General features: G+C 68.9%; 17 protein-coding genes. 8 read left to right on the forward strand and 9 right to left on the reverse strand.

Annotated elements, in window-relative coordinates:
• Nucleotides 1-34: 34 nt before the first annotated feature.
• The 6 genes from CQ393_RS02770 to CQ393_RS02795 are packed head-to-tail and all read right to left on the reverse strand — an operon-like array spanning nucleotide 35 to nucleotide 4021.
• Nucleotides 35-622: a DUF2884 family protein gene (locus tag CQ393_RS02770; protein WP_153190107.1), complete on the reverse strand. Its 588-nt coding sequence runs from the start codon at nucleotides 620-622 to the stop codon at nucleotides 35-37.
• Nucleotides 623-654: 32 nt separating this feature from the next.
• Complete coding sequence (locus CQ393_RS02775) at nucleotides 655-1494, reverse strand: DUF4097 family beta strand repeat-containing protein (RefSeq protein ID WP_153190108.1); 840 nt, start codon at nucleotides 1492-1494, stop codon at nucleotides 655-657.
• Nucleotides 1495-1531: 37 nt separating this feature from the next.
• On the reverse strand, nucleotides 1532-2545 hold the full coding sequence (locus CQ393_RS02780) for a hypothetical protein (protein WP_153190109.1): 1014 nt from the start codon (nucleotides 2543-2545) through the stop codon (nucleotides 1532-1534).
• Nucleotides 2542-3414: an ABC transporter ATP-binding protein gene (locus CQ393_RS02785; RefSeq protein WP_153190110.1), complete on the reverse strand. Its 873-nt coding sequence runs from the start codon at nucleotides 3412-3414 to the stop codon at nucleotides 2542-2544. The genes CQ393_RS02780 and CQ393_RS02785 overlap by 4 nt, the downstream gene beginning before the upstream one ends.
• Nucleotides 3411-3773 (reverse strand): GntR family transcriptional regulator, encoded by a 363-nt coding sequence (locus CQ393_RS02790; protein ID WP_055764809.1) that lies wholly within the window; start codon nucleotides 3771-3773, stop codon nucleotides 3411-3413. Before CQ393_RS02790 ends, CQ393_RS02785 begins: the two co-directional genes overlap by 4 nt.
• A 2-nt stretch (nucleotides 3774-3775) precedes the next feature.
• Nucleotides 3776-4021, reverse strand: a complete 246-nt coding sequence (locus CQ393_RS02795) for a hypothetical protein (RefSeq protein ID WP_153190111.1) — start codon at nucleotides 4019-4021, stop codon at nucleotides 3776-3778.
• A gap of 132 nt (nucleotides 4022-4153) precedes the next feature.
• Between CQ393_RS02795 and CQ393_RS02800 the strand changes: the two genes are divergently transcribed.
• The 6 genes from CQ393_RS02800 to CQ393_RS02825 all read left to right on the forward strand — a co-directional run bounded on the left by CQ393_RS02800 (nucleotide 4154) and on the right by CQ393_RS02825 (nucleotide 10220).
• Complete coding sequence (locus CQ393_RS02800) at nucleotides 4154-4720, forward strand: glutathione peroxidase (RefSeq protein ID WP_194269568.1); 567 nt, start codon at nucleotides 4154-4156, stop codon at nucleotides 4718-4720.
• A 118-nt stretch (nucleotides 4721-4838) separates the two neighbouring features.
• Nucleotides 4839-5798, forward strand: a complete 960-nt coding sequence (locus CQ393_RS02805; protein WP_153190112.1) for an FKBP-type peptidyl-prolyl cis-trans isomerase — start codon at nucleotides 4839-4841, stop codon at nucleotides 5796-5798.
• Between the two features lie 20 nt (nucleotides 5799-5818).
• A complete protein-coding gene (locus CQ393_RS02810) occupies nucleotides 5819-7168 on the forward strand; it encodes a UDP-glucose/GDP-mannose dehydrogenase family protein (protein ID WP_153190113.1) in 1350 nt (449 codons plus the stop codon).
• Nucleotides 7161-7403, forward strand: coding sequence for a SlyX family protein (locus CQ393_RS02815; RefSeq protein ID WP_153190114.1), 243 nt, complete (start codon nucleotides 7161-7163; stop codon nucleotides 7401-7403). Before CQ393_RS02810 ends, CQ393_RS02815 begins: the two co-directional genes overlap by 8 nt.
• Nucleotides 7404-7420: 17 nt before the next feature.
• Entirely contained in the window at nucleotides 7421-8089 is a 669-nt protein-coding gene (locus CQ393_RS02820; protein WP_153190115.1) for a DUF2058 family protein, read from the forward strand.
• A 67-nt stretch (nucleotides 8090-8156) separates the two neighbouring features.
• Nucleotides 8157-10220, forward strand: a complete 2064-nt coding sequence (locus tag CQ393_RS02825; protein ID WP_153190116.1) for an acyltransferase family protein — start codon at nucleotides 8157-8159, stop codon at nucleotides 10218-10220.
• Nucleotides 10221-10290: 70 nt separating this feature from the next.
• On the opposite strand, the gene CQ393_RS02830 is transcribed toward CQ393_RS02825, so the two are convergent.
• Nucleotides 10291-11466, reverse strand: a complete 1176-nt coding sequence (locus CQ393_RS02830; RefSeq protein WP_153190117.1) for an MFS transporter — start codon at nucleotides 11464-11466, stop codon at nucleotides 10291-10293.
• Nucleotides 11467-11727: 261 nt separating this feature from the next.
• Here CQ393_RS02830 and CQ393_RS02835 point away from each other — a divergent pair, with 261 nt between their 5' ends.
• The gene (locus CQ393_RS02835; RefSeq protein ID WP_153190118.1) at nucleotides 11728-11925 is read left to right on the forward strand and encodes a hypothetical protein; all 198 of its coding nucleotides are present in this window, start codon (nucleotides 11728-11730) and stop codon (nucleotides 11923-11925) included.
• 169 nt (nucleotides 11926-12094) lie between these two features.
• Here the strand turns inward: CQ393_RS02835 and CQ393_RS02840 are convergent, their stop codons facing one another.
• Nucleotides 12095-13546 (reverse strand): amidohydrolase family protein, encoded by a 1452-nt coding sequence (locus tag CQ393_RS02840; RefSeq protein ID WP_153190119.1) that lies wholly within the window; start codon nucleotides 13544-13546, stop codon nucleotides 12095-12097.
• 48 nt (nucleotides 13547-13594) lie between these two features.
• Nucleotides 13595-14224, reverse strand: coding sequence for an ankyrin repeat domain-containing protein (locus CQ393_RS02845; protein WP_153190287.1), 630 nt, complete (start codon nucleotides 14222-14224; stop codon nucleotides 13595-13597).
• Between the two features lie 169 nt (nucleotides 14225-14393).
• On the opposite strand from CQ393_RS02845, the gene CQ393_RS02850 reads away from it, so the two are divergent.
• Nucleotides 14394-15275, forward strand: a complete 882-nt coding sequence (locus CQ393_RS02850) for a LysR substrate-binding domain-containing protein (protein WP_153190120.1) — start codon at nucleotides 14394-14396, stop codon at nucleotides 15273-15275.
• Nucleotides 15276-15343 lie beyond the last annotated feature (68 nt).

A 15343-nucleotide genomic window follows, 5' to 3' on the forward strand; every position in this document is an offset into this window, starting at 1 on the left:
GCGGCGATTCTACCGCCCCCGCCGCCGCCGGCGGTCAACGCACGGTCACGTGGCCATCGCGGCATTCGTCGATGTCGCCCTGGTCCATCTTCGCGTAGGGCTTGAACTCGGGAATGGCCGCGGCCAGCTGCTGCTGGGTGGCGAGCATCGCCGGCAGGCGGTCGCAGATCTTGGCCGCGCTTTCCTCCAGCTTCTTCGCCTCGGCGTTGACGCGCTCCTCGATCTTGTCGGTGTCGCCGGAGAGGATGCCCTTGATCGCCTCGCCGGCGGCGCGCGCGCCGAGGTTGGCGCCCTGCACGCCGATCTCGATGCCGGCCTCGGCCACCTGCATCACCTGCTCGCGGTACTGCAGCAGCAGCTTGCGCTGGGCATCGTCGACGGCGACGGTGTTGCCGTTGATCAGCAGGTCGCCGGCGGGCGAGATCTCGACCTTGGCGCCGTCGTCGCTGGAAACGCTGATGTTCTTCCCTGCCATTTCCTTGCGTGCCTTGTTGGTGGCTTCGCGGACCTTCTGGCCGAGGCTGGTGTCGCCGCCGGCGTCGTTGGCCTGTGGGCGGTTGCCGCAGGCGAGCAGCGGCAGGCACAGCATCAGCGCGAGCAGGGGGGCTTTGACGGTCTTCATGTAGGTGCTTCCGTGGCTGGCAAGAAGGGGAATCAATGTTTCTTCGGCAGGTCGACGCTGCCGCCGATGCCGGAGTGGTCGATCGAACCGCTGCCGGTGCGCTGCACGCGCAGGCTGGCGGCGTTGCGCACGCGCAGGTCGCCCGAGCCCAGGCTGCCCAGGTTCACCGCGCCGCGCACGTCGCCGATGTCGGCATCGCCCGAACCGATGCTGCCGATCTCGACATCGCCCTGCACGCCGCGCAGTTCCAGGTCGCCCGAGCCGATGCTGCCCACCTTGGCGTCGCCGCGCACCCCGTCGATGCGCACGTCGCCCGAGCCGATCGAGACCACGTGCAGCGCACCGACGTCGTCCAGCTCGATGTCGCCGGAGCCGACCGCGGCGGTGGCCAGTCCCTTGATGCCGCGCGCCTTCACGTCGCCCGAGCCGACATCGGCGCTCATCGCCTGGGCGCCGGCGAGCGTGGCGTCGCCCGAACCGACCTTGAGCTGGACCAGCACGTCGTCCGGCAGCGTGCCGCCGATGTCCAGCCACGCGTAGCTGGAGCCGAAGTTGATGTTCATGCCGCGGCTCTCGCGCTGCAGGCGCACGACGAGCTTGTCGCCGACCTTTTCCTGGGTGAGCGAGAGCTGGGCCAGCAGGTCCTGGCTGGAGGCGCAGGCGCGGCCGGACAGCGCGGCGCGGGCGCCGGGCGTGGCCTGCAGCTTCAGGTCGTGGCTGTTGACCTCGAAGACCACCGCCTTGGCGCCGGCCAGTTCCAGTTCCAGCGCCTTGGGCTGGCTGAACTTGCAGTGCTCGTCGGCCAGCGCGGCGCCGGGCAGCAGGGCCAGGGCGAACAGGGCGTGCTTGATCGTTGCGTGCTTGATATCCATCGGGTTCCTCGCGGTTGCGGCAGGGCGTGAATGGCAGTCAGATCTCGTCGCGGCGCTGGCGCAGCCAGATCGCGGCGGCGATGAACAGGGCGCCGACCAGCACGCCGATCCAGAGTTCGGGGTTGGCCAGCCCGGCCAGCTGCACGCCGGGCGAGAAGCCCTGCAGCATCGACTGCACCGACTCGCCGGTGGGCGTGGGGCTGCGGTAGGCCAGTTCGATGCCCGGCGTGGCGCTGAGCAGCAGGCGGGCCACCACGTGCCCCCAGAACCAGCCGCTGTCCAGGCCGAACAGCTTCATCACGTCGAACCAGCTGACGATGACCCCGGCGAACACCGGCAGCATCACCGCCCACAGGAACGGCTTGCTTTTGGCCCAGGCCGAGCACAGCAGCAGCCAGCCGGCGGTGGGCATCGCCCACAGCGCATAGACCGGGATCCAGGCCAGGTGGCTGGCGGCGATCGAGAACGGATTGGACGAGGCCCAGATCAGGGTCATGGGGTTGCCGCCGTGGAACAGCACCACCAGGCTGATCAGCACCATGAAGCCGAACATGGTCACGATGGCGGCGGCGACCGCCAGCAGCGGGGCGATGACCAGCGCGCCGACCAGCTTGGACAGCACCGTCTGGGTGTCGGAAACCGGCATCGATTTCCAGAACAGCACGCTGCGGTCGCGGCGGTCGTCATACAGCGCGCCCAGGCAGTAGAAGAACACCACGAAGGCCAGGGTGATGAACGGCCACGCCGAGCTGAGCAGCAGGGTGACGTTCATGCCCTCGCCGAACTTGGCCATGTCCGCCGGCGTCATCTGCTGGGTCAGCATGCCCAGGTCCAGGCCGTTGACGTTGACGCCGTTGATGTGCAGGTCGCCGTTCTCGGCGGCGCGGCGCGCCGCGAACAGGCCGGCGATGATCGCCATCAGCGACAGCAGCAGGGAGATGCCGCCGGCCACCAGCGGCGCGCGCAGGAAGCCGCCGCGGTTTTCCCAGTATTCGCGCTTGAGCAGCCACTTGAACTTGCCCAGCGGGGTGATGTGATGGACGGCGTTCATGCGTAGGTTCCCTTCATGATGGCCACGAACAGGTCGGCGAGGCCGGGGTTGCGGGTTTCGCCCAGGGCATCGAGCTGGTTGCGGTCGGCGCCGTCGTAGAGCAGCACGGTCTTGCCGAACGGCAGCGAACGCTCGTCGATCGGCGCCAGTTCGCGCGCGGCCTGCAGGGTGTCGGCCGAGGCCAGCAGCTCGGTGTAGCGCTCGGACACGCTTTCCATGTCGGCCGACAGCACGATCTTCCCGTCGCGGATGAACAGCACGTCGGTAAGGATGTGCTCGATCTCCTCGACCTGGTGGGTGGTGACGATGATCGTCTTCTGCTCGTCGAAGTAGTCCTCCAGCAGGCGCTGGTAGAACTCCTTGCGGTAGAGGATGTCCAGGCCCAGGGTCGGCTCGTCCAGCACCAGCACGCGCGCGTCGATGGCCATCACCAGCGCCAGGTGCAGCTGCACCACCATGCCCTTGGACAGCTCGGACACGCGCTGCTTGGGCTGCAGCTTGGTGTTGGCCAAGAAACGCTCGCAGCGGGCGCGGTCGAAGCGCGGGTGCACGCCGGCGACGAAGTCGATGGCCTCCTTGACCCGGATCCAGCGCGGCAGCACCGCCACGTCGGCGATGAAGCACACATCGTTCATCAGCGCGTTGCGCTGGCTGCGCGGGTCCATGCCGAGCACGCGCAGGTCGCCCTCGAACGAGGTCAGGCCGAGCAGGGCCTTGAGCGCGGTGGTCTTGCCGGCGCCGTTGGGGCCGATCAGGCCCACGATCCGGCCCGGTGCGATGGTGAAGCTGGTGTTGTCCAGGGCCGGCTTCTGCTTGTAGGCCTTGCGCAGGCCCTGGGCGGAAACGACGGCTTCGACGGCGGCATTCATGGTGTGGTCCCCGGTGGCAGCAGATCTTCCAAAGTCAGGCCCAGGCGCTGGATGCGTTCCAGCACGCCGGGCCACTCTTCATTGAGAAAGCGGTCGCGCTCGCTGCCGCGCAGTTTGCGCGCGGCCTCCTCGGTCATGAACATGCCCAGGCCGCGGCGCTTCTCGACCAGGTTCTCGTCGGCCAGTTCCTGGTAGGCGCGCGAGACCGTGATCGGGTTCAACTGGTACTCGGCGGCCACCTGGCGCACCGAGGGCAGGGCGTCGCCCGGCTTGATGATGCCGTCCAGCATCATCGCGATGACGCGATCCTTCAGCTGGCGGTAGATGGGAGCGCCATCGCTCCACTGGATATCGCTCATGGTCAGCTCCGTGGATTCAGCGACTGTGCGAATGAGAAGTAGGGCAGGGAGAGGCTGGTGCGCATCCGGCGGACGGGGCGGCTCCTCTTCTCCTGCGCGTCGGCCTCCTGCTCTTCGCCGGTGGCTCCGGCGGCATAATCCTGGACCGCGCCACGCCCGGCCGGGAAGGACAGCGTGCAACCGATCAGCAGCAACGTGCCGGCAGCGGCCAGCGCCGGGAAAACATGTCGATGGTGCCTTCGGTTCATGGCGGTCCCCCTGTGTAGGGTGGCTGGTGTTGTATGCAACTATAACACCGACACGCCAGCATGCAACTCCCCCGTGACCCAACTGATGGCCTAGTCTTCGCAGCACGCCCGTCCATCCCTAGGAGAACCCCGATGTCCATCCGCAACTATCTGATTGGCATGGCGTTGACCATGTCCATGGCGGGAGCGGCCGCTGCCGCCGACGGCACCCTGCTGGCCCGCGACTACCGCCCGCTCGCCGGAAAGGAAGAGGTGAACCTGAATCGCGCCTACGGCGGCAAGGTGCTGCTGGTGGTCAACACCGCGTCCAAGTGCGGCTTCACGCCGCAGTACGAGGGGCTGGAGGCGCTGCACCAGGAGCTGGCCGGCCGTGGGTTCGCGGTGCTCGGCTTCCCGTCCAACGACTTCAAGGGCCAGGAGCCGGGCAGCGAGGCGCAGATCCAGGAGTTCTGCACGCTCACCTATGGGGTGAAGTTCCCCATGTTCCAGAAGGTGCACGTGATCGGCCCCGAGGCCACGCCGCTGTACCAGGACCTGACCCGCCTGACCGGCGTGGCGCCGGGCTGGAATTTCCACAAGTACCTGGTGTCGCGCGACGGCCGGGTGGTGGCGCAGTTCCCCAGCAAGGTGCGGCCGGACGATCCGGAACTGCGCGCGGCGATCGAGCGCGAACTGGCCAGGCCGGTACCGCACCACTGAGGCGCACGCGGCATGGGCGCGCGGCATCGCGGCGCGCTCCTACATCCCGGGCATGCATGCGACAATGACGCCCCTCGCGCCGATGGCGGCGTCTGTTCACTTCCAGAGAATGCAGCGAATGAAGATGGGAAAGCGCGGCGCTGTGGCGTCGCTACTGATTCTGGCGATGGCGGTCCCCGCGGCCGTGATCGCGCAACAACCTGCCGCCCCCGCGGCCACCAAGGAGAAGTCCGTTTTGACCTCGGAACGTGAAAAAATCGGCTATGCCATCGGCGTGGACGTCGCCAGTTCGTTCGAACCCATCGCCTCGGAAGTCGATGTCGCCGCGCTGCGCCGCGCCGTGGAGAACGCCTTCGCCGGCGGCCAGCCGCTGCTGTCGCAGGAAGAAGCGCAGAAGACCGACCAGGCTCTGCGCGTGGCGATGATGATCCGTTCCGGCCAGCAGGTGCCGGGCATGGCGCCGGGCAGCCAGCCGCCGCCGGTGGACCGCGAGAAGGTCGGCCTGATGCTGGGCAGCTATGCCGTCGGCCCGTCGCTGGCGCCGATCAAGGGCGAGATCGACCTGGACGCGACCTTCCAGGCCATCAGCACCCTGTTCGCCAAGGGCACGCCGCTGATGGACCGCCAGCAGGCGCAGGCCACGCTGCAGGCGTTCAGCACCGCCAAGCAGGCCGCCGCCGCTGGCAAGAACCGCGAGGAAGGCAACGCCTTCCTGGCCAAGAACAAGACCCAGCCGGGCGTGGTGACCACCGCCTCGGGCCTGCAGTACCAGGTGCTGCGCGCCGGCAGCGGCGAGCGCCCGATGGCGAGCAGCCGCGTGCGCGTGAACTACGAGGGCAAGCTGCTGGACGGCACCGTGTTCGACAGCAGCTACCAGCGTGGCCAGCCGGCCGATTTCGGCCTGGACCAGGTGATCAAGGGCTGGACCGAAGGCGTGGCGCTGATGCCGGTCGGTTCCAAGTACCGCTTCTGGGTCCCGTCCGAACTGGCCTACGGCAGCAACGGCACCCCGGGCGGCCAGATCGGCCCGGACGCGACGCTGACCTTCGACGTCGAGCTGCTGGGCGTCCTGCAGTAATCCACGGAGCCACTGCACCTATGCGCGTTGCGATTTTCGGTACCGGCTATGTCGGGCTCGTCACCGGGACCTGCCTGGCCGAGGTCGGGCACGACGTGGTCTGCGTCGATATCGACCAGGCCAAGGTCGACGGCCTGAACCGGGGTGTCATCCCGATCTACGAGCCGGGACTGGAGCCGATGGTCAAGGCCAACCATGCCGCGGCGCGGCTGGCCTTCACCACCGATGCCGCCACCGCGATCGCGCATGGGCAGGTGGTCTTCATCGCGGTCGGCACGCCGCCCGACGAGGACGGCAGCGCCGACCTGCAGTACGTGCTGGCCGTGGCCCGCACCATCGGCCGGCACCTGCAGGTGCCGACCGTGGTGGTCAACAAGTCGACGGTGCCGGTGGGCACCGCCGACAAGGTGCGCGCGGCGATCGCCGACGAGCTGGCCGCGCGCGGCGTGGAAATCGACTTCGACGTGGTTTCCAACCCCGAGTTCCTCAAGGAAGGCGACGCGGTGGCCGACTGCATGCGCCCGGACCGCATCATCATCGGTGCGACCCGCGAGGAACCGGTGGCGGTGATGCGCCGCCTGTACGCGCCGTTCAACCGCAACCACGACCGCGTGGTGGAAATGGACGTGCGTTCGGCCGAACTGACCAAGTACGCCGCCAACGCGATGCTGGCCACCAAGATCTCGTTCATGAACGAAATCGCCAACATCGCTGAACGCGTCGGCGCCGATATCGAACAGGTCCGCCAGGGCATCGGTTCGGACCCGCGCATCGGCTGGCACTTCATCTATCCCGGCGCCGGCTACGGCGGCTCGTGTTTCCCCAAGGACGTGCAGGCGCTGGCCCGCACCGCCCTGCAGCACGGCCACACGCCGCGCCTGCTCGACGCGGTGGAAGCGGTGAACGAGGCGCAGAAGGGGCACCTGTTCGAACTGGTCCAGCGCCACTACGACCGTGGCGAGGACGAAGGCGTGCGCGGCAAGACCTTCGCGGTGTGGGGGCTGGCGTTCAAGCCCAACACCGACGACATGCGCGAAGCCTCCAGCCGCCGCCTGCTGGCGCAGCTGTGGGAAGCCGGCGCGCGCGTGCGCGTCTACGACCCCGAGGCGATGCATGAGGCGCGCCGCATCTTCGGCGAGCGCGAGGACCTGGTGTTCTGCGACTCGGCGTTCGATGCGCTGGACGGCGCCGACGCGCTGGTCGTGGTCACCGAGTGGAAGCAGTTCCGCAGCCCGGATTTCCCGCGCGTCCGCCAAGCGCTGGGCGATGCGGTGGTGTTCGACGGCCGCAACCTGTACGACCCGCGCGAGATCGAGGCGGCCGGGCTGGCCTATTACGGCATCGGCCGGGGGCGCTCCCTGCATGTCTGACCTGCTGCCGAGCGCCCGTGAGCAGGCGCTGGAAGACCGCCTGGTGGAACTGGAGATGCGCGTGTCCTTCCAGGAACAGGCGCTGGCCGAACTGAGCGAAGCGCTGGCCGACGCGCGCATGCAGGGCAGCCGCAACGCCGATGTGCTGCGCGTGCTGCTCGAGGACCTGGGCAAGGTCCGCAACGCGCTGAACGCCTCCGATCCGGCGAGCGAACCGCCGCCCCCGCACTACTGATACGACGTACCGCACGCATGAGCGACACTCTCCGCGACCAGCTCCTGGGGCTGGGTTTCAAGCCCGCGCCCAAACCCGAGCGCAAGCCCGACACCCGCCGCGACGGCCGCCCGCAGGGCAGGCCGGGGCAGGCCCGTCCGCAGGCCGGCAACACGCCCGGCAGCAAACCGGGCAACAGACCGGGCCATGCCGGCAGGCCGACGCCCGGCAACAAGGCCGCGCATGCCGGCGCGCAGGGCCCGCGCAAGCCGCGCTCGCAGGAAGACATCGACCTGGCCAAGGCCTATGCGATCCGCGCGCAGAGGGAGAAGGACGAGCGCATCGAGGCCGAGCGCCAGAAGCAGGAGGAAGCACGCCTGCGCCGCGAGGCGAAGGCGAAGCTGGACGAGCTGCTCAAGGACAAGGCGTTGAACATCGCCGACGCCGACATCGCCCGCCACTTTCCCTATGGCGGCAAGATCAAGCGCATCTACGTCACCGCCGACCAGCTCAAGGCGCTCAACGCCGGCCAGCTGGGCGTGCTGCAGCAGAACGGGCGCTACCTGCTGGTGACCGCCGAACTGCTGGCCGAGGCGGAGGCGATCTTCGCCCCGGCCGTGGCGCTGAGGGTCGATCCCAACGCGCCCGCCGATGCCGACCCTTACGCCGATCCGATGTACCAGGTACCCGACGACCTGGTCTGGTGATACGCGGAGCCGGAGTGGTGGAGGCCGGCGACATCTGCTTTTCGTGCAAGTGATGCAGGGAGCGGCAATGCAGGGACGACCGCAGCAGGAAGGCTACTACCCCCACATCGATGGCATGCGGGCCATCGCCGTTCTGGCGGTGATCGCCTATCACCTCAGGCCGGACTGGCTGCCGGGCGGGTTCACCGGCGTGGACGTGTTCTTCGTCATCTCCGGTTTCGTGGTCAGCGCCTCGGTTGCGCGCGCTTCCGCTTTCAGCGGATGGAAGGGGGCAGTGTGGTTCTACGCACGCCGGATGCGCCGCATCATGCCGGCGCTGCTGGTGTGCCTGCTGGCCACCGCGTTGTTCGCTGCGCTGTTCATTCCGGACTCCTGGCTGAGCGAAACCAGTGGCAAGACCGGGCGCATGGCCTTCGTCGGGCTGAGCAACTGGGTACTGGCGGATAACGGGAACAGCTATTTCTCGCCGCGCAGCGAGTTCAATCCCTATACCCATACCTGGTCGCTGGGCGTCGAGGAGCAGTTTTACCTGCTGTTTCCGCTGTTGTTCCTCGCCTGGCCCAAAGGCGGGAGGGCGCGCTGGGTCTCGTTGCTGCTGTTCGTGCTGGCAACGGCCGCTTCGTTGGCCCATGCCGTGGCGCTGTCCCGGCAAGGCGGGCACGAAACCGAAGCGTTCTACCAAACCACGACGCGTTTCTGGCAACTGGGGGCAGGCGTACTGTTGTTCCAGGTACTGGCCATGCGCCAGGGCGCGAATGCGCCTGCGCTTGGGCGCGGCGCCCGGTTCCTGCGTCCGTTCTTCCTGCTTTCGAGCCTGCTGTTGCTGGGCTATGGGCTCTGGACGGCGCGTCCCGGGCATTCTCCCTGGGAGGACAGCGCGTGGGCCGTGCTGGGAACCCTGGGAATGCTGGCGGTGCTGCATCGCTGGCCCGGTGGCCGGATCGGGGTCGTCCTGTCCTCGGTACCGATGGTGACGATCGGCCGGATGTCCTATTCCCTGTATCTCTGGCATTGGCCGGTATTCGTGCTGTTCCGCTGGACGCTCGGCCTGGAGTCCGCCGGTACGGCCATGGCGGCGCTGCTCTGCACGGTTCTGCTGTCCTGGCTCTCCTGGCGCTGGGTGGAGCAGCCGCTGCGTTTTGGCCTGCGCTGGCGCGCGAGCGATGCGCGCTGGGTACTGTGCGGGCTCGTGGTGTTGCTGGTCGGCATGGGGCTCCAGAAGCAGGTGTCGAAGAACAGCCGCTACATTTCCTTCAGTACGGTCACCCGCAATCCCCTGGACTGGTATCCCTATGTCAAGGGCGTGGCGAAGGAGTACCCCGAATGCAGGCTGGCGGTTTCGTGGTTGCCCGGCGGCGTGCAGCAGATCGAGCGCGGGGCCTGCCCGTCCGGAAAAGCGGGTAATGGCCGACGCTTGTTCGTGGTGGGCGACTCGCATGCGCTGGCCTACGGGGAAATGTTCAGCCGGCTGGCGATCCTCGAGGGTTTCCAGGTGCGGCTTGACGGCAGGGGCGGCTGCACGCCGATCGGGTTGCTGGGCGGGCAGGCGGCCGATGAGGGCTGCGATGCCCATCTGCGCACGCTGTTCGAGGAGTTGGGCCGGCATGCCCGTCCCGGCGATACCGTGTTCCTGCCGGGGTTGAGGGTTCCGCGCCTGGTGGAGCAGTACCGCCAGTTCGATCTGGAGGCGGCCCGCACCGCGCAGCAGGGCGATGCCGCCCGTGCCATGCGCGGCAAGGTCGTTGTCAGCACGATCGCGCAACTTCTGCCGCTGGCCGGGCGCGGAGTCCATATCGTGCTGGAAGCTCCGAAGCCGGTGCTGCCAGCGCCGCCGTTCCGTTGCTCCGACGCGTTCAACCGCGGCAATCCGATCTGCTCGCGCGGCATGACGATCCCGCGTGCGGAGATGGAAGCATTGCGGGAACCGGCGCTCTCCAGCCTGCGGGAGATCGCCGCGGCCTTGCCGGGCGCCAGCGTGTGGGACCCGCTGCCCATCCTTTGCCCGGGAACGCCGTGCCTGCCGGACGAAGGCGGAAAGCCGCTCTATTTCGACGGCGACCACCTCAGCGGATACGGCAACCGGGTATTGCTGCCTTCCTTCCGCAATCACCTGATGGCGCTGGAAGAATAGGTCGCGGGCGCGCGCCTTTTTGTGCAATGAAGCGTTGCCGGTAGAGCGCGGCGCGCATCGGGGTACGTGCCTACACGGATGTCTTCCTCTCCGGCACGAAGCAGAACGCGATCACCGCGCCGGCCAGGGCGAAGCAGCCGCCGGCGATGAAGGCGACCTTGCCGTCGCCGAACGGCCACAGTTGCCCGGCGATCAGCGCGCCCAGCACGCCGCCCAGCCCCGACGAGAAGCCGTAGAACAGTCCCTGGCCGTGGCCGTTGAGGTTGCCGGGAAAGTAGCGCGCCAGCAGCTGCATCGCCGAGGCGAAGAACGCAGCGAAGCCCAGGCAGTGGGTGGCCTGCGCCACCAGCATCACCGGGATGTTCTCCGGCCACAGCGAGGTGGCCCACCAGCGCAGCGCGGCGCTGGCCATGGAGATGATCAGCAGCCAGCTGGCGTCCCAGCGCCGGAAGAAGCCGGCGATCAGGAAGAACACCGCCACCTCGAACACCACGCCCACCGTCCACATCAGCCCCAGCAGCGAGGTGCTGTAGCCGTGGTGGTCCATGTACAGCGAGAAGAACGTGTAGTACGGCCCGAACGAGAGCTGTTCGAGGAAGGCGGCGACGAAGAACGCCAGCACCGGCGGCCGCCGCACGATCGCCCAGAAGCCCTGCACGTGCGCGGCATGGGTACCGACGTGGCGGGCGTAGCGGTTGAGGAAGGACGCGCCGGTCATCAGCATGAACAGCGGCAGCATCAGCCACGGCAGCAGGCCGGCGCCGTGCCGCTCGATCGCCCAGCCGAACGCGGTCACCACCGCGATGAAGCCCAGCGAGCCCCACACCCGGATCATGCCGTAGCGGTGGCTGTCGCTGCCCAGGTGGGTGAGGGTGATCGACTCGAACTGCGGCATCACCGCGTTGTAGAAGAAGCAGAACCCGACCATCACCACGTACAGCATCCACGGCGGCTGCGGCAGCAGGAAACCGGCGAAGCTGATCACCGTCAGCGCGCAGCCGATGCGCAGCCAGCGGATCGGCCGCGGCGACACCGCGGCCAGCGAGGTCCAGGTGCTGGGCGCGACCACGCGGGTGGCGTACCACAGGCTCATCATCACGCTGATCGCGGTCACGCCCATGCCGCGCGACTGCAGGTACAGGCTCCAGTACGGGGTGAACGCGCCCAGCGCGGCGTAGTAGAAGAAATAGAAGCTGGACAGCCGGGCGACGGGAACCGGCGGCCGCGGCAGGGCAACGGTGGTCATGGGCGTGCGCGTGGGGCGCGGGGAGGGCAGGGCGCGGTGATGGCCGCGGCGCCTATTGTGCCCTGTACCCCGTGGGCAAGGCAGCGGGAAAGTCTGCGGTGCGTGGCCTCCCTCGATTTCGGCCAGGCACGGGCGGCGAACGTATGCGGGCTTTTGTAGGAAAAATCTGATCCGGCCGGAACCGTGCGCGGTTGCCCGGTGCAGGCGATCCTCTGGTTCCAACCTTGCCCTGCCTGATGACAGGCGCAAAGGGGAAGTGGCATGAAACAGTGGATCAGGCGCATCGGCGCCCTGGGATTTCTGTCGATGTCCGTTTTCGGCGGCGTCGCCAGCGGCGCCAGCTGCGAGCGGCCCTGCTGGTATGCCTGCCAGCGGTGCGTCGGCCTGGGGAACGACCCGGATCAGTGCTTCGAGGTCTATCTCGACCGCGTCGATACGCGCTGCAGCGGCGCCCCGTAGGAAACAAGCCCGGCCAGGTGCGGGGCTTGTCGTGCAGCGCTTGGGCCTGCGCCGCGGCCCTGGTTTCGGGTGAAGCGGGCCCGGCATCCATCAGCCCGCCTTCTTTCCTGCGACATTCGTCCGCGCGCGACCGCCGGACGAATTTCGCCGGTGTCCCGGTATCCCGCGGTCAGGGCGTCGCTTCGGCGTTCCAGGCGGCGACCTTGGCCCGGGTTCCGGCGAGCATGGCGTCCAGCGCGGCGCGGTCGTAGACCTTGCCGCGCATCACCACGGTGGCGATCGCGCGGGTGGCGCCGATGTCCTGCAGCGGGTTGCGCTCCAGCAGCACCAGGTCGGCGGCCTTGCCGGCCTCGACCGCGCCGTAGCGGTCCAGCCTGCCGAACCAGGCCGGGCCGTTGCGGGTGGCCGCGACCAGCGCCTGCGCCGGGGTCAGCCCTTCGCGCACATACAGCGCCAGTTCGTTGTGCAGGCCGATGCCGGGGAAGTTGTAGGAATTGAGGAAGCCGGCATCGGTGCCGGCCATGATGCGCACACCGGCTTCCTGAAGCATCGGCAGCACCGCGGCGACCTGCGCGTAGCGTTCGTGGCGCGCCTGGATCTGTTCCGGCGTCGCCTTGGCCGCGCGCTCCACGCGCCAGGCGTAGGTCTTGCGCAGGCCCGGGCCGATGTAGGCCAGGTACGGGTCGTCGTCGTGCGGTTCGGTGTCCAGGAAGCTGATGATGCGGCCGCCGTCGAGGGTGGGGGTGACGGCAACGCCGCGTTCGGCGAAGCGGCGGTACGCAGCCATCGCGGTGTCGCGGTCGAAGCCTTCGTGCAGGCGGCGGCTGGCCTCGGCGCGGTCGATGCGGCCGGCGGCGAAATCGGCGGCGATCTTCGCCTCGTCCGGGATGCCGGCCTGGAACGCATAGTCCAGGTGCTCGATGGAGCTGATGCCGGCATCGACGGCCTGGCCGACGGTCAACGCCATCGGGATGTGGCCGGAGGTGCGCAGGCCGCGCTTCTTCGCCTCGGACACCGCGTACAGGAACAGCTCCGGCTTGAGCGTGCTGTCGGTGATCTTGACGAAATCGACCTTGTCGCGCTGCTCGCGATCCAGCGCGGCGTCGACGCCGGCCCTGTCGCCGACCTCGATGGTGCCCTTCCACACCGGGGCGATGCCTTCGATCTTGGCGCCGGAGGTGAACAGCTGCGGGCCGAACAGCTGGCCGCCGGCGATCTGCCCGCGCCAGGACAGCACCTGTTCGGGCAGGTCGCCGGACGCGTCGCGCACGGTGGTGATGCCATGGGCGACGTACAGCGGCAGCAGCGCCTTGTTTTCCTCGACCAGCGCCGGGCCGCCGCCGAAATGCACGTGCATGTCCCACAGGCCGGGGATCAGGTAGCGGTTCTTCGCGTCGATGGTCCTGGCCGCGCGCCACTGGCTGGCCAGCGCGCCGTCCTCGCCCACCGCCACGATGTCCTGGCCGCGGATCGCCACCGCCTGGCCGGGCAGGGCACGGCCGTGCTCGACGTCGACGATGGTGGCGTGGCGGACCAGCAGGTCGGCGCTGGAGCGTGCGGCCAGCGCCGGCGGTGCCAGTACCAGCAGGGAGGACAGGGCGAGGGAAAGCGTGGTTTTCATCGGTCGGTTCCAGTGGCGTGCGGCGGGCCGCACAACGGAGAAAGCGGGTCAGCGGGCGCCGGCGGCGACCAGCAGGCGTTCGATGGCGGCCTGCCGGCGCTGGCGGGCGTGCTGCAGCGGGGTGACGCCGTCGCCATCGGCCAGGTCCACGTCGGCGCCGGCATCGATCAGCAGGCGCACGATGTCCTGGTGACGCCCGCCGCCGTCGCCGAGGATGATGGCCTCCAGCAGGGCGGTCCAGCCCAGGCGGTTGACGTGATCCACATCGATGCCGGCGTCGATCAGCGTGCGCACGGTTTCCACATGGCCGCGCTCGGCGGCCGGGATCAGTGCGGTGCCGCCGTAGCGGTTGGTGCTGCGCAGGTCGGCGCCGTGGGCCAGCGTCATCCGCAGGATCTCCAGCTGGCCGCTGGCGCCGGCGTACAGGTAGGCGCTGTCGTTGATCGCGTCCTTGGCGTTCACGTCGGCGCCGGCGTCGATCAAGGCGCGCGCCGCGCCGGTCTGCCGGCCGTGGACGGCGGCCAGCAGCGGCGTGCGGCCCCTGGCGTCGCGGACACCTGTGTCCGCGCCCTGCGCCAGCAGCCGGCGCACCGTTTCCGCATCGCCCGATTCGGCGGCGGCGAACAGTTGCCGCGACGACGCGCTGTCGCTGGCGCCTGCCGGGCACGCGGCCAGCATGGCCGTGGCCAGCGCCTGCGCGGTGATCCAATGTCGAACGGACATCGCCTGCCTCCTGTTGCTGCGGCGTGCGGATGCGCCTGTGGCGCGCATCGCGGTCGCGGGCGTTTGCGCCCGGCCGGCGTCGATGCTACAAGCCGTGTCTTCCATCCAGAAATGAAATGTAACGATGGATATCAGTCCGAAATCGAATAGGGCGCTGTTCGACCTCGACCTGCTGCGCGCGCTGGTGACGGTGGCCGACTGCGGCAGCTTCACCGCGGCCGCCGCGCGGCTGCATTCCACCCAGTCCACCATCAGCCAGAAGGTGCGGCGGCTGGAGGAACTGGCCGGGCACCGCCTGCTCGACCGCGGCGTGCGCGACGTGCGGCCCACCGATACCGGCGAGACCGTGCTGGGGTATGCGCGGCGTCTGCTGGCGCTGAACGAGGAACTGGGCGAGGCGCTGTCCGGCGCGGGCGTGGCCACCACCATCCGCCTCGGCGTGCCGGAGGATTTCGCCGGCGGCCGCACCACGCACCTGCTGGCCGACTTCAACCGCCGCCATCGGCGGGGGAAGCTGGAAGTGAGCAGCGGCCTGAGCCGCGCATTGGGCGAGGGCTACGACCGCGGCGAACTGGACCTGGTGCTGGTCAAGCAGCGCCGCGGCAGCCGCGAGGCGCTGGCCTGCTGGCCCGAGCCGATGCGCTGGATCGACAGCGCGGCCAGCCCGGCGTTCGCGCTCGACCCGGTGCCGCTGGTGGCGTTCCCGCCGCGCGGGCTGTACCGCGAGGACATGATCGACGCGATCGAGGCGCTGGGCCGGCGCTGGCGCATCAGCTTCACCAGTTCCAGCCTGGGCGGCATCCAGGCGGCGGTGGCCGATGGCTTGGGCATCAGCCTGCTGCCGGCGCGCACGGTGACGCCGGCGCACGTGGTGCTGGGGGCGGAAAGCGGGCTGCCGGAGATCGACAGCATCGAACTGGCGATCCTGCTGCGGCCGTCGGCCGATCCGGAGGTGCGGGTGCTGGCCGACATGCTGGTGGAGATGTTGGGGCAGTCGCGGGTTTAGGGCGGGGCCGGTTGTGAGGAGTTCTGGTAAAGCCTCATCGCGGCTGAAGCCGCTCCTACGGAACCTTG

This window comes from Stenotrophomonas sp. MYb238 (genome assembly GCF_009496535.1).
Classification (GTDB): Bacteria; Pseudomonadota; Gammaproteobacteria; order Xanthomonadales; family Xanthomonadaceae; genus Stenotrophomonas.

Bases quoted from the DNA above. Each gene is read 5' to 3' on its own strand.
- CQ393_RS02775 (WP_153190108.1), bottom strand. From the start codon at position 1,494: ATGGATATCAAGCACGCAACGATCAAGCACGCCCTGTTCGCCCTGGCC.
- CQ393_RS02835 (WP_153190118.1), top strand. From the start codon at position 11,728: ATGAAACAGTGGATCAGGCGCATCGGCGCCCTGGGATTTCTGTCGATG.
- CQ393_RS02770 (WP_153190107.1), bottom strand. From the start codon at position 622: ATGAAGACCGTCAAAGCCCCCCTGCTCGCGCTGATGCTGTGCCTGCCG.
- CQ393_RS02850 (WP_153190120.1), top strand. From the start codon at position 14,394: ATGGATATCAGTCCGAAATCGAATAGGGCGCTGTTCGACCTCGACCTG.
- CQ393_RS02795 (WP_153190111.1), bottom strand. From the start codon at position 4,021: ATGAACCGAAGGCACCATCGACATGTTTTCCCGGCGCTGGCCGCTGCC.
- CQ393_RS02840 (WP_153190119.1), bottom strand. From the start codon at position 13,546: ATGAAAACCACGCTTTCCCTCGCCCTGTCCTCCCTGCTGGTACTGGCA.
- CQ393_RS02825 (WP_153190116.1), top strand. From the start codon at position 8,157: ATGCAGGGACGACCGCAGCAGGAAGGCTACTACCCCCACATCGATGGC.
- CQ393_RS02805 (WP_153190112.1), top strand. From the start codon at position 4,839: ATGAAGATGGGAAAGCGCGGCGCTGTGGCGTCGCTACTGATTCTGGCG.
- CQ393_RS02785 (WP_153190110.1), bottom strand. From the start codon at position 3,414: ATGAATGCCGCCGTCGAAGCCGTCGTTTCCGCCCAGGGCCTGCGCAAG.
- CQ393_RS02780 (WP_153190109.1), bottom strand. From the start codon at position 2,545: ATGAACGCCGTCCATCACATCACCCCGCTGGGCAAGTTCAAGTGGCTG.
- CQ393_RS02810 (WP_153190113.1), top strand. From the start codon at position 5,819: ATGCGCGTTGCGATTTTCGGTACCGGCTATGTCGGGCTCGTCACCGGG.
- CQ393_RS02820 (WP_153190115.1), top strand. From the start codon at position 7,421: ATGAGCGACACTCTCCGCGACCAGCTCCTGGGGCTGGGTTTCAAGCCC.
- CQ393_RS02800 (WP_194269568.1), top strand. From the start codon at position 4,154: ATGTCCATCCGCAACTATCTGATTGGCATGGCGTTGACCATGTCCATG.
- CQ393_RS02790 (WP_055764809.1), bottom strand. From the start codon at position 3,773: ATGAGCGATATCCAGTGGAGCGATGGCGCTCCCATCTACCGCCAGCTG.
- CQ393_RS02830 (WP_153190117.1), bottom strand. From the start codon at position 11,466: ATGACCACCGTTGCCCTGCCGCGGCCGCCGGTTCCCGTCGCCCGGCTG.
- CQ393_RS02815 (WP_153190114.1), top strand. From the start codon at position 7,161: ATGTCTGACCTGCTGCCGAGCGCCCGTGAGCAGGCGCTGGAAGACCGC.
- CQ393_RS02845 (WP_153190287.1), bottom strand. From the start codon at position 14,224: ATGCTGGCCGCGTGCCCGGCAGGCGCCAGCGACAGCGCGTCGTCGCGG.